Below are 12,680 nucleotides of genomic sequence, written 5' to 3'. Positions count from 1 at the left end.
AGTGGCAAGCTGAGGGAGAAGCCTCCAGACAAGTCTGGACCTACAAATCGCGGTCCCCAGGCGTAATTTCCATAATCGCTATCGCTTTCCTTCGCGTCCTTTGCGTCCGTCTTCTATCTGCAATCCCGCCCCAGGTCCCGGTTTTCGCGATCTGTCGAGCGCCCCAGGTCACGCTGAACGCTTCCCTCGCCGGCGGTTCTGGACTGGATCGCTTTCTCGAACTTTATCCTGTAAGGTGCCGTCTGCTCGTGTGTTTCTGTTCGTTCGTCTTGCAGTCCACGCTTCTCGTTTCATCCCTATCCCGCGATCGGCGCAGCCTTGGCAACGCATCGAGATCGCACTCCTCGATGAGGTTTCCATGTCTTTTGATCCCCTGGGGCTTGCCCCTGAGTTGCTGCGCGCGTTGACGGCAGCTGGTTATGACTCCGCCACGCCGATTCAGGCCAAGGCCATTCCCGAAGTACTCGCCGGCCACGATCTGATGGCCAGTGCCCAGACCGGTACCGGCAAGACCGCCAGCTTCGCTCTCCCCATTCTGCAAATGCTCAAGGCCAGCGGCGAAAAGACCGTGCCCAAGGGCGTGCGTGCGCTGATTCTGGTGCCCACCCGCGAACTCGCGGCGCAGGTGCTGGCCAGCGTGCAGCGCTATGGCAACGGCATGCGTCTGTCCAGCGCGGCCATTTATGGCGGCGTCAGTGAGCGCCCGCAGATCGCCGCTGCCTCGCGCGGTATCGATGTGCTGATCGCCACCCCGGGCCGATTGCTCGACCTGATGACCCAGAATGCAGTCTCGCTCTCGGGCGTGCAGCACCTGGTGCTCGACGAAGCCGATCGCATGCTCGACATGGGCTTTTTGCCGGCCATCAAGCGCATCCTGCAGAAGCTGCCGAAGAAGCGTCAGACCCTGATGTTCTCGGCCACTTTTTCGCCGGAACTGCGCGAACTGGCGCAGACCATGCTGCACAACCCGGTGTCGGTCGATGTCAGCCCGCGCAACAGCACGGCGGTGAGTGTCGAGCACGTCGTCCACATGGTGGAAGATTCGCGCAAGCGCGATTCGCTGCTGCATCTGTTGCACGCAGCGCCGCGGCAGACGCTGGTGTTCAGCCGCACCAAGCACGGTGCCGACAAGATCGTGCGTTTCCTGGAGAGCTACGGTTTCAACGCCGCCGCGCTGCATGGCAACAAGAGCCAGAACGCTCGCACCCGCGCGCTGTCGGGCTTCAAGAGCGGCGAGATCATGGTGCTGGTGGCGACCGATATCGCCTCGCGCGGCATCGACATCAAGGAACTGCCGGCGGTGATCAACTTCGATCTGCCCAATGTGCCCGAAGATTATGTGCATCGCATCGGTCGCACCGGTCGCGCTGGCGCTTCCGGTCTGGCGATCTCGCTGGTCGGTCGCGAGGACCAGAGCTATCTGCGCGGTATCGAACGCGTGCTCAAGCAGCCGCTCAAGCGCGAGCCACTGGGCGATCTGAGCTTGCCGATCAAGGTGGCCGCCGAAGCATCGGCACCGCCGCGCCAGCCGCAAGGCCAGCGCAAGCCGCAACGCTCCGGCGCACCGGCCTCGCGCGGGCACAATCTGCGCAGCCAGGGCCAGCGCATTCCGGCGCGCGGCAATGGCGGTGGCCAGCGCAGCGGTAGCTCGTCTAGCCGTTAAGCGCTTGCTCCAATGACACCTCGCAGCCCGCACCGTGCGGGCTGCGTTGTTTGTGGGGTTTGCCGTTGCTGCCGACCTGTGGGAGCGGAATCTGTCCGCGATCGGCCTGGCATCGGTGGGCTCGGTTGGCGCATCACCGGTCGCGACACGAGGTCGCTCCTACCGTAGGAGCGACCTTGTGTCGCGACCGTCAGACTTGCCTTGTCGCGTCGCCGTTCGCGGACAAAGTCCGCTCCCACAGGGGCTGGGCTGCGCCTCGGCCTACGCTACAAACCGACAACCGACAACCGACACCCAATAACCACCAACCAGCCTCACTCCTGCTTGGTCGCCATCTTCATCTCCATCTGGCGACGACGCTCGGCGCGTTCCATGAAGTACCAGCCGATGACGCCGACCAGGGATACGGTGACGATCAGGATGGTCGCCAGGGCGTTGATCTTGGGGCTGACACCCATGCGCGCCGACGAGAACACCTGCATGGGCAGGGTGGTCGATGAGGGGCCGGAAACGAAGCTGGCCAGCACCAGATCGTCCAGCGACAGCGTGAAGGCCAGCAGCCAGCCGGAGATCAACGCCGGCGAGATGATCGGCAGGGTGATCACGAAGAACACCTTGATGCGATTGGCACCCAGATCCATTGCCGCCTCTTCCAGCGAGCGGTCTAGCTCGGCCAGGCGCGAGGAAATGATCACGGTGACGAAGGCCATGCACATGGTCACGTGGGCGATCCAGATGGTCATCATGCCGCGTGACATGTCGATGCCGGTCCAGGTGCTCAGGGACACGAACAGCAGCAGCAGCGACAGTCCAGTGATGACTTCGGGCATCACCAGCGGCGCGGTGATCATCGCCGCAAACAGGGTCTTGCCCGGGAACGCGCGCATGCGCGTCATCACCATCCCGGCCATGGTACCCAGCACCACCGACGCACAGGCGGTGTAGAAGGCGATGCGCAGGCTCACCCAGGCGGCGCTGAGCATCTGGTCGTCCTGCATCAACTCGCCGTACCACTTCACCGAAAAGCCCGACCACACCGTCACCAGGCGGTTCTCGTTGAAGGAATAGATGATCAGGCTGAGCATCGGCGCATACAGGAAGAAGAAACCGACGCCGAGGAAGAGCCAGCTCCATTTGGAGGTGCGGGATGCATTCATCGTGAAGCGCCTCGGTTGGAGAAGCGGGGCACGGGGCAGGGGGCAGGGGGCACGGGAAGCGCGGTGGAGTCCGCTGTCCGATGGCAGTCAGGCGGGAATCTCTCTGTCCATGGCCCTACAACCCGATTGCAAGAGATTTGCAGCATGCCGCGCTGCTCCCGTGCCCCGTGCCCCGTTTCTCGTGCCCCGTATCTCATACCAATTTCCCCTCCATTTCCTTCGACTGCGCCCGATGGAACATGACGATGGGGATGATCAGCAGCGCCAGCATGATCATGGCCACGGCCGAGGCCACCGGCCAATCGCGGTTGTTGAAGAACTCCTGCCAGAGCACGCGGCCGATCATCAGCGTGTCCGGGCCACCGAGCATCTCCGGGATCACGAACTCGCCCACGGCGGGAATCGCTACCAGCATGCAGCCGGCGATGATCCCGGCCTTGGACAGCGGCAGCGTCACCTTGAGGAAGGCCTGCCAGGGCTTGGCGCCCAGATCTGAAGCGGCTTCCAGCAAACGATGGTCGTGCTTGACCAGATTGGTGTAGAGCGGCAAGACCATGAAGGGCAGGTAGGCATAAACGATGCCGATGTAGACGGCGATGGGTGTGTGCAGCAACTTCAAGGGCTCGCCGATCAGGCCGATGTTCATCAGGAAGTTGTTGATCAGGCCATTGGGCTTGAGGATGCCCACCCAGGCGTAGATGCGGATCAGGAAGCTGGTCCACGAGGGCAGAATCACCAGCAGCAGCGCAATATTCCGTGTCGCCGGGCTCATCCGCGAAATGGCGTAGGCCATGGGGTAGCCGATCGCCAGACACAACAGGGTCGAAACAACCGCGATCTTCAGCGAACTCAGATAGGCGTTGACGTAGATGCTGTCACCAGCCAGGAACAGATAGTTCTCGCCGCGTAGCTTGAGGATGGGGAAACCGTCCACCCAGTAGAGGATGTCGGTGTACGGCGGCATGGCAATCGCGGCCTTGGCGAAGGAGATCTTCAGCGCGATCAGAAAAGGAATGGCAAAGAACAGCAGCAGCCAGAAATAGGGAATGGAGATCAGACCCCAGCGCGCGCCGGGGACAAAACGCCGCCAGCCACCGGTCCGGGCGCTCATGAGGTCAGCACCACGCCTTCCAGATCTCCCCAGGAGATCCAGACCGCGTCGTTCCAGGTGAAGTTCTCCGAAGCCCAGCGCTCCTGATTGACGAAATTGCACATCACCTTGTCGCCACGGTCCAATCGCACGTGGTAGACCGAGTGACTGCCGAAATAGGCGATGTCCTCGATGATGCCGTGAGCCTTGTTGTGTGGCTCGGTGGGTTCGTTCTTGCTGATGCGGACCTTTTCTGGACGCAGCGCAAATGCCACGTCCATGCCTTCGAATCCGGTCACGCCGTGGGCCACGTAGATCGGATCCGGCAGATTTGGACAATCGATGGTGATGAAGTCCTTCTCGTCCTTGTCGATCTTGCCCTCGAACAAGTTCACCGAGCCGATGAACTCAGCGGTGTAGCGGCTGTTGGGTTGCTCGTAGATTTCGTCCGGCGGGCCGAGCTGGCGTATGGATCCGGCGTCCATGATCGCGATCCGGTGGGCCATGGTCATGGCCTCTTCCTGATCGTGGGTAACCATCACGCAGGTCACGCCGAGCTTCTCGATGATGTCGACCAGTTCGAGTTGCATCTGCGAGCGCAGCTTCTTGTCGAGCGCGCCCATCGGTTCGTCCAGCAGCAGCAGTTTGGGGCCCTTGGCGAGGGAACGGGCCAGTGCCACCCGTTGCTGCTGGCCGCCCGACAGCTGATGCGGCTTGCGCTTGGCAAATCGGGTCATCTGGACGGTGGTCAGCATTTCGTCGACGCGTCGCTGGATGGCGGTCTTCTCCAGCCCGTCCTGCTTCAATCCGAAGGCAATGTTCTGCTCCACCGTCATGTGCGGAAACAGCGCATAGGATTGGAACATCATGTTTACCGGCCGCTGGAATGGCGGCAGACCGGTCAGATCATCCCCCGCCAGAATGACGCGCCCGGCGGTGGGCTTCTCAAAGCCGGCCAATACCCGCAGCAGCGTGGATTTACCGCAGCCGGAGGCGCCGAGCAGGGCGAAGATCTCGCCCTGACGAATGGTGATGCTGACATCGTCGACGGCGACGAAGCCATCGAACTCCTTGCGGATGGTGTCGATGACCAGATAGTCATCGCCACGCTTGTCCGGGCGCCCGCCGGGGGTGGACGTCGAGGCAGCGGGTGTCGCGTCGCCTGTTGCTGTCATGGATGGGCCTCGACGGTTGTCGGTTGTCGGTTGTCGGTTGTCGGTGAAGGTCGCGTTCCGCGACCCAGATGCCCAATCAATCCGTTTAGAGGGCGTGCCACTTCACCCAGTTGGTCTTCCAAAATCAAAAGTTGGTTCGGCGTGAGGTAATCAAGTTTGTGAGCCACGACCAACAGCGTGTGCAGCTCGGCCAGGCTGCCCTTGGCGATATTCAGGTGCTGAAGGAACTCTTTCCGATGCTGCCTGCCCTGTCCCTCAGCAATATTCGCTGGAATCGAAACCACCGCCCTGCGAATCTGATCCGTCAGGGCGTAGGTCTCGAAAGTAGGGAAGGTCCTGATGGCCAGGTAAACGGCCGGCGTCAGGTCGATTGCGCGCTGCCAAACCACCAAGTCCCGATAGCTCTGCTTCACATCCATCGTTTCCTCCGACAGCCAGCCAACGACCGACAACCGACAACCGACGACCAGCAACCAGCAACCAGCCTTTACTGGCCGGTCTTGATCGTGGTCCAGGCGCGGTTGAAGATGCGGTCGACTTCGGGCGGGATCACGGCCAGGTTGAACAGGGTGGCCGAGACTTCGTCGCTCGGGAATACGCGGCCGTCGGCCAGCACTTCCGGATCCACCAGTTTCTTGGCTTCGGCATTGCCGCTGGCGTAGCTGACGTAGTTCTGAATGCCGGCCATGACTTCCGGCTTCATCATGTAGTTGATGAAGATGTGCGCGTTGTTCGGGTGTGGGGCATCCTTGGGGATGGCCATCATGTCGAACCACACCGGTGCACCCTGCTTGGGAATGCTGTAGCCCACCTTGACGCCCTTGCCGGCTTCCTCGGCACGGTCGGCGGCCTGGATGATGTCGCCCGACCAGGCGATGGCCAGGCAGGCGTCGCCGTTGGCCATGGCATCGATCACCTGCGAGGAATGGAACTGGGTGATGTAGGGACGGATCTTCATCATCAGATCCACGCCCTTCTGGATCACTGCCGGATCAAAGCTGTTGGGCTCTTCGCCCAGATAGAGCAGGGCAATCGGCAGGATTTCCGACGGCGTATCGAGGATGTAGACGCCGCAATCGGTCATCTTCGAGATGTATTCGGGGTCGAAGATCATCTTCCAATCGTCGATGGGGGCGTTGTCGCCCAGGCGCTCCTTCAACTTGTCTTCGTTGTAGGCGATGCCGGTGGTGCCCCACAGATAGTTCACCGCATGCGCATTGCCGGGGTCGTTCTGGGCAATCAGCGCCTGGATCTTCGGATCCATGTTCTTGAGGTTTGGCAACTTGCTCTTGTCCAGCTCCATGAACACGCCGGCCTGGATCTGTCGGGCGAGGAAGGTCAGGGACGGCACCACCACGTCGTAGCCGGAGTTGCCGGTCATCAGCTTGGCTTCAAGCACCTCATTGCTGTCGAAGACATCGTAGGTGACCTTGATGCCGGTTTCCTTCTCGAAGTTGGCGATGGTGTCTTCGGCGATGTAGTCCGACCAGTTCAGTACATTCAGCACCTTGTCTTCAGCCTTGGGTGCTGCCGGTGCCGCGGGGGTGGCGGCTGCTGTATCTTTCGGAGCCTCGCTCTGGCCACAGGCCACGAGGCTGGCGATTGCCAGCGCCAACAAACCAATACGGAGTTTCATCAGGGTTTCTCCTTGAGGTTGGGCGGCTGCAGTCAGCGCATCCGCAAAGTGATCGATCGTTTTTCCCACTGAATGTGCAGCTTGTCAATCAGCTTCGAGAAGCGATGACCTGTGGCCTGCGGCTTTGAGGAGGGACGCGCGCCTGCGCGGCCGCTTGTGATCTTCAGGCAGATACACCGCCGCGCCTCGCCGCGGCGCCCTCCACAGCGACCGCCTGCTGGGTGAACTGCCGGTGGCAGAACTGGCTCAGCCGACAATCCCCAACTCCTTCGCGGTCATGTCCAACGACTTCCAGGCCTTCTCGACCAGCTCGTCGACCTGAGCGCGCGAGATGATCAGCGGCGGTGACAGCAGCATGGTGTCATTGGTGGCGCGCAGGATCAGTCCGTTCTTGAGGGCGATGTCGCGGCAGCGGCTGCCGACCTTGCCGCGTTCGGCAAAATTCTTGCGTTCGGGCTTGTTCGGTACCAGTTCGAGCGCGCCGACCATGCCGGCGATCCGGGCTTCGCCCACCAGCGGATGTGCACCGAGCTCCATCCAGCGTTGCTGCAGGTAGGGGCCGGTGTCGGCCTTGCAGGTATCGATGATGTGCTCTTCCTGCAGGATGCGAATGTTCTCCAGGGCCACGGCGCAGCAGACCGGGTGCCCGGAATAGGTGTAGCCATGGTTCAACTCGCCGCCCTTTTCGGCCAGCACCTTGGCGATGCGGTCGTTGAACATCGAGGCACCCAGCGGGATGTAACCACTGGTCAGGCCCTTGGCGATGGTCATGATGTCCGGGCGGAAGTTGAAGTACTGCGAGCCGAACCACTCGCCGGTGCGGCCGAAGCCGCAGATCACTTCATCGGCCACCAGCAGCACGTCGTACTTGCGGCAGATACGTTCGATCTCCGGCCAATAGCTCATCGGCGGAATGTAGACGCCGATGGCGCCCATGATCGGTTCGCCGATGAAGGCAGCTACGCGCTCTGGTCCCAGCTCTAGAATCTTGGTTTCCAGGCGGCGAGCGGCCACCAGGCCGTATTCCTCCGGCGAGAGATCGCCGCCGTCGATGAACCAGAAGGGCGGGTCGATGTGGTGGATGTTGGGAATCGGCAATCCGCCCTGATCGTGCATGCCCTTGAATCCACCCAGGCTGGCGCCGCCGACCGTCGAGCCGTGATAGCCGTTGAAGCGGCCGATGAAGATGTTCTTCTGCGGTTGATCCTGCACCGCCCAGAAATGCCGCACCATGCGCAATATGGTGTCGTTGGCCTCCGAGCCGGAATTGGCAAAAAAAGCGTGGTTCAAATCGTATGGCGATAGTTCGGCGAGCTTGGCCGATAGCCGTACGGTGGGTTCGGTGGTGCACTGGAAGAAGCTGTTGTAGTAGGCCAGCTCGGTCATCTGACGAGCGGCGGCGGCACCCATCTCGGGGCGTCCGTAGCCGATGTTGACGCACCACAGCCCGGCAAAGCCGTCCAGCAGCTTGTTGCCCTGGGAGTCCCAGACATAAGCCCCTTCGCCTCGGGTCAGGATGCGCGTGCCTTTCTGCGCCAGCGCCGCATTGTCGTTGAAGGGATGTAGGTGGTAGGCAGCGTCGAGTTGCTGCAGGGTGCGGGTGTCGGGTTGGGTCACAGATCCTCCGGCTATAAGAGCTGGTTGTCCGCAAAGGACGCAAAGGACGCGAAACAAAGCAACGGCAACGGATTTGACACGTTTGCTGATGTCGTTTCCTGTTTCAACCCAGCATTGAATTGATCCGATCGCTGTTGAGCTCTTCTTGGCGTCCTTTGCGTCCTTTGCGGAAAAATGATTTTGACTTGCAGCAGATTTCTCAAACGGTGAGCAACAAGAACTCCCGCTCCCACGAGCTGATCACCCGCAGATAAGTCTCGTACTCCTTGCTCTTGACTGCCGTGTAGCAGGCCACGAAGCGGTCGCCAAGCAGGCCGCGCAGGGTCTTGCAGCCGCGCAGCAGGGCCAGTGCTTCTTCGAGGGAGCGCGGCAGGGCGAAGCCCTTGTCCTGGGCGCTGCCGGTCAAGGGTTCAGTGGGCTGCAGCTTCTCGATGATGCCGAGGTAGCCACAGGCCAACGTGGCCGCCATGGCCAGATAGGGATTGGCATCGGAGCCGGCAAAGCGGCTCTCGACCCGGGTGTTTTCCAGCGTGTCCATCGGTACGCGCAGGCCGCAGGTGCGGTTGTCGTAGCCCCACTGCACATTGATGGGCGCCACGCTACCGAACACCAGCCGCCGGTAGGAATTGACGTTGGGCGCAAAGAAGGCCATCGCCGTGGGCACGTACTTCTGCAAGCCACCCAGATAGTTGAGGAACATCTCGCTGTGCTGCCCGGGTTCGTCGCCAGCAAACAGGTTCTCGCCGCTCTTGAGGTCGATCAGGCTCTGGTGGATGTGCATGGCACTGCCGGGCTCATTCTCCATCGGCTTGGCCAGGAAGGTGGCGTAGATGCCATGGCGCATTGCCGCTTCGCGCATGCTGCGCTTGAACAGGAACACCTGGTCGGCTCGCGTCAGCGCATCGGCGTGCTGGAAATTGACCTCCAGCTGACCGGCGCCCGATTCGTGGATCAGCGTATCGACGTCGAGTTCCATGGTCTCGGCATAGTCGTACATCAGATCGAGAATCGGGTCGAACTCGTTGACCGCATCGATGGAGTAGGACTGACGCGCCGTTTCTGGCCGGCCCGAGCGTCCCGCCGGCGGCTGCAGCGGAAAATCCGGATCGGTGTTCTTCTGCACCAGGAAGAACTCCACCTCCGGCGCAACCACCGGGCGCAGACCTAGGCCCTCATAAAGCGCCAGCACCCGGCGCAGCACATTGCGCGGCGCCAGATCGTGCGGACGGCCCTCGCGGGTGTAGCAATCGTGGATCACCTGCGCCGTGGGGTCGCTGGCCCAGGGCACCATGCGCACGGTTTCCGGATCGGGCCGCAGATACATGTCCGAATCCGAGGGACTGATCAGTTCATCGTATTCATCGGGATAGTCGCCGGTGACGGTGGTTGCGAAGATGCCCTCGGGCAAGCGCGTGCCATAGTCATGGGAAAACTTGGCAGCCGGGATGATCTTGCCGCGGGCATTGCCAGTGAGGTCGGGCACCAGGCACTCCACCTCGGTGATGCGGCGCTGCTTCAGCCATTGCTTGAGCGTACTTTCCTGCTCGGCGGCAATGTTCTGGCGTTTGTTGCTGCTCTTGCGCGACATGATCAGTTTCTCGATTGCGCCCGCGCGTGCACGGCGCCGGCGAAGGCCCGGAAGATTCCGAGATAGAAGGGATTTTCCAGCACGCGCCACTCGGGATGCCATTGCACGGCCAGCAGAAAGGAGTCGTCCGAATCCAGTCGTACTGCTTCGATCAGACCATCAGGCGCCGTCGCCTCCACCAACAGACGCTCTCCCAGTCGGCGTATGCCCTGGCCGTGCAGCGAATTCACCCGCACCGTATCAGAGCCGGCGATGCCTGCGAGCAAGCCGCCGGGCGTCAGTGCCAGATCGTGCGCAAGGCCGTACTGGACCTCCAGCGACTGGTCCTTGTCCTCGCGGTGATCATTGAATCCAGGCGCTTCATGCACTTTTTGCCAGAGGCTGCCGCCGAAGGCCACATTGACCTCCTGAAAGCCGCGGCACACGGCCAGCACCGGAATCTTGCGTTCCACCGCGGCGCGCACCAGCGGCAGCGTGATCAGATCACGCTCGGGATCGTGCAGATTGCCCTCGTAGCTCGGCTCGTCGCTGTAATGCCGCGGCTCGATATTGCTGGGCGATCCAGTCAGCAGGATGCCGTCGAAGGCGGCGAGCACCGAATCGATATCCAGCGCCGGGTCCATCGAGGGAATCATCAGCGGCAGTCCGACACCGCTGTCGATGATGGCCCGCAGATATTTTTCGCCCACCGCCTGGAATGGATGCGGCCCGATCTGCTTGCGATCGGAGGGTACGCCGATGAGCGGTACTGGTCGCATAGACACCCGCGGATGGGAGTGGCCAACGGTACCCGGGCGGCTGGCTTTTTTCAACGGGGCACGGGGGGAACGGGGCACGGGGCACGGGGCGCGGGGCACGGGGCGCGGGGCGCGGGGCACGGGAGAGCCTCGCACTCCGGCGTCATTGCGAGGAGCGCAGCGACGAAGCAAGCAATCCAGGGTAGCACCGCACATCCCTGGATTGCTTCGCTACGCTCTCCATGAACCCATCTCGCAAGTTGTTGATTTGCTGTTGTAGGTCACGTTGCTCGCGTAGCGAGCTACGTGACGCAACTCGATGTCACGTAGTCCGCTGACGCGGACAACATGACCTACGACGGCGGGTTCATGGCCCGTGCGCAGTGTCGGGCCGAAACAGGTGGCTCGCAATGACGCTGGTTGATTGCTTCTGTAGTCCCGATCAGCCTGGACCCAGAAGAGCTCGAAGCCCGTAGCCTTTCCCGAGTCCCGAGTCCCGAGTCCCGAGTCCCGAGTCCCGAGTCCCGAGTCCAGCGCCCTCGTGCCCTCCCGCCCTCCCGCCCTCGCGCCCTCCCGCCCTCGCACCCTCGTGCCCCCGCCGCCCGCCCTTTGCTACTATCCGATCGAATTCCCGATCCGAGTCGATCATGCGCGAGAGCTCCTTGCCGGCGGCCGATGCCGCTGTGCTGCAACAGATGGGTGGCTGCGAAATGATCGATTTGATCCTGCCCGATCTGAACGGTCTGCTGCGCGGCAAGCGGGTCACCCGCGATGCGCTGGCCAAGATCTACGACAGCGGTGTGTGTCTGCCGATGTCGCTGATTGCCACCGACATCACCGGCAACACCGTCGAAGAGACCAACCTGGGCTATGCCATCGGCGATGAAGACCGCATCTGCAGGCCGGTGCCGGGCAGTCTGCGGCCGGTGCCGTGGCAGCAGAAGCCGATGGCGCAGTTGCTGCTGAGCATGGAGGATGCCGCTGGCGGCGTGTTCAGTGCCAATCCGCGTGAAGTGCTGAAGCGGGTGCTAGATCGTTACAGCGCACTGGGCCTGACTCCGGTGGTGGCGGTGGAACTGGAGTTCTACCTGCTGGATGCACAGCTGACCGTCGATGGCCGCCCGCAGACCTCGATCAACCCGGCCACCGGCGCGCGCAATCACACCACGCAGGTCTATTACATGGAGGATCTGAACGACTATCAGCCTTTCACCGACCGCTTGGCCGACATCTGCCGCGCTCAGCTGATTCCCGCCGACACCGCCGTGGCCGAGTACGCGCCGGGTCAATTCGAGATCAACCTCAAGCACCGCGCCGACGCACTGCAGGCCTGCGACGACGCCATCTACCTCAAGCGCGCGATCAAGGCCGTGGCCGGCCAGCAGCAGATGCTCGCCAGCTTCATGGCCAAGCCCTTTGTGGAGCAGGCCGGCAGCGGCATGCATATCCATGTCAGCCTGCTGGATCGCGATGGCCGCAATGTCTTTGCCGGCACGCCCGAGGCGCCATCGCCCCTGATGCTGAATGCCATCGGCGGGATGCAGCAGACGTCGGGCGATTGCATGCTGATCTTCGCCCCGCACGCCAACAGCTATCGCCGCTTCGTGCTCAATGCCTTTGTGCCGCTCAACGATTGCTGGGGTTTCAACAACCGCACCGTGGCCATGCGCATTCCGCACAGCGACGCCGCCAATGCCCGCATCGAACACCGCATCGCTGGCGCCGACGCCAATCCCTATCTGGTCACCGCAGCGGTGCTGGCCGGCATGCTCCACGGCATCGAACAAGAAGCCGACCCCGGCCCGCCCATCGTCGGCAATGCCTACGAACAAACCGAAGCTCGCTCGCTGTACTGGCGGGAGACCATCAGCGAATTCCAGCAAAGCGAGTTCATCGCCCAACACCTCGGCAGCGAGTTCCGCTTCATCTACGGCCAGCAGAAACTGAAGGAGTTGCGCAGCTTCTACACCGAAGTGACCACGCTGGAGTACAGCTGGTATTTGCGGCAGGTGTGAGG

10 protein-coding genes are annotated in these 12,680 nt (G+C 62.0%); 2 read left to right on the top strand and 8 right to left on the bottom strand.

What is annotated here, in order from left to right:
- Window positions 1–358 precede the first annotated feature (358 nt).
- Window positions 359–1,663: a DEAD/DEAH box helicase gene (locus H7A19_05550; protein MCP5474290.1), complete on the top strand. Its 1,305-nt coding sequence runs from the start codon at window positions 359–361 to the stop codon at window positions 1,661–1,663.
- A gap of 314 nt (window positions 1,664–1,977) precedes the next feature.
- On the opposite strand, the gene H7A19_05545 is transcribed toward H7A19_05550, so the two are convergent.
- The 8 genes from H7A19_05545 to H7A19_05510 form a co-directional block, all read right to left on the bottom strand.
- Entirely contained in the window at window positions 1,978–2,820 is an 843-nt protein-coding gene (locus H7A19_05545) for an ABC transporter permease subunit (GenBank protein MCP5474289.1), read from the bottom strand.
- A 193-nt stretch (window positions 2,821–3,013) separates the two neighbouring features.
- The gene (locus tag H7A19_05540; protein ID MCP5474288.1) at window positions 3,014–3,931 is read right to left on the bottom strand and encodes an ABC transporter permease subunit; all 918 of its coding nucleotides are present in this window, start codon (window positions 3,929–3,931) and stop codon (window positions 3,014–3,016) included.
- On the bottom strand, window positions 3,928–5,085 hold the full coding sequence (gene potA / locus H7A19_05535) for a polyamine ABC transporter ATP-binding protein (GenBank protein MCP5474287.1): 1,158 nt from the start codon (window positions 5,083–5,085) through the stop codon (window positions 3,928–3,930). Before potA ends, H7A19_05540 begins: the two co-directional genes overlap by 4 nt.
- Window positions 5,082–5,504, bottom strand: coding sequence for a four helix bundle protein (locus H7A19_05530; GenBank protein MCP5474286.1), 423 nt, complete (start codon window positions 5,502–5,504; stop codon window positions 5,082–5,084). Before H7A19_05530 ends, potA begins: the two co-directional genes overlap by 4 nt.
- 68 nt (window positions 5,505–5,572) lie before the next feature.
- Window positions 5,573–6,721, bottom strand: coding sequence for a polyamine ABC transporter substrate-binding protein (locus H7A19_05525; protein ID MCP5474285.1), 1,149 nt, complete (start codon window positions 6,719–6,721; stop codon window positions 5,573–5,575).
- Window positions 6,722–6,967: 246 nt separating this feature from the next.
- Entirely contained in the window at window positions 6,968–8,338 is a 1,371-nt protein-coding gene (locus H7A19_05520; protein MCP5474284.1) for an aspartate aminotransferase family protein, read from the bottom strand.
- A gap of 199 nt (window positions 8,339–8,537) precedes the next feature.
- Window positions 8,538–9,926 (bottom strand): glutamine synthetase, encoded by a 1,389-nt coding sequence (locus H7A19_05515; protein MCP5474283.1) that lies wholly within the window; start codon window positions 9,924–9,926, stop codon window positions 8,538–8,540.
- Between the two features lie 2 nt (window positions 9,927–9,928).
- On the bottom strand, window positions 9,929–10,684 hold the full coding sequence (locus H7A19_05510) for a gamma-glutamyl-gamma-aminobutyrate hydrolase family protein (GenBank protein ID MCP5474282.1): 756 nt from the start codon (window positions 10,682–10,684) through the stop codon (window positions 9,929–9,931).
- A gap of 626 nt (window positions 10,685–11,310) precedes the next feature.
- Between H7A19_05510 and H7A19_05505 the strand changes: the two genes are divergently transcribed.
- Window positions 11,311–12,678 (top strand): glutamine synthetase, encoded by a 1,368-nt coding sequence (locus H7A19_05505; GenBank protein ID MCP5474281.1) that lies wholly within the window; start codon window positions 11,311–11,313, stop codon window positions 12,676–12,678.
- Window positions 12,679–12,680 lie beyond the last annotated feature (2 nt).

The sequence above is a fragment of the Rhodanobacteraceae bacterium genome (assembly GCA_024234055.1).
In the GTDB taxonomy this organism is placed as follows: Bacteria; Pseudomonadota; Gammaproteobacteria; order Xanthomonadales; family SZUA-5; genus JADKFD01.
This window is presented reverse-complemented; position numbering and strand designations above follow the sequence as displayed.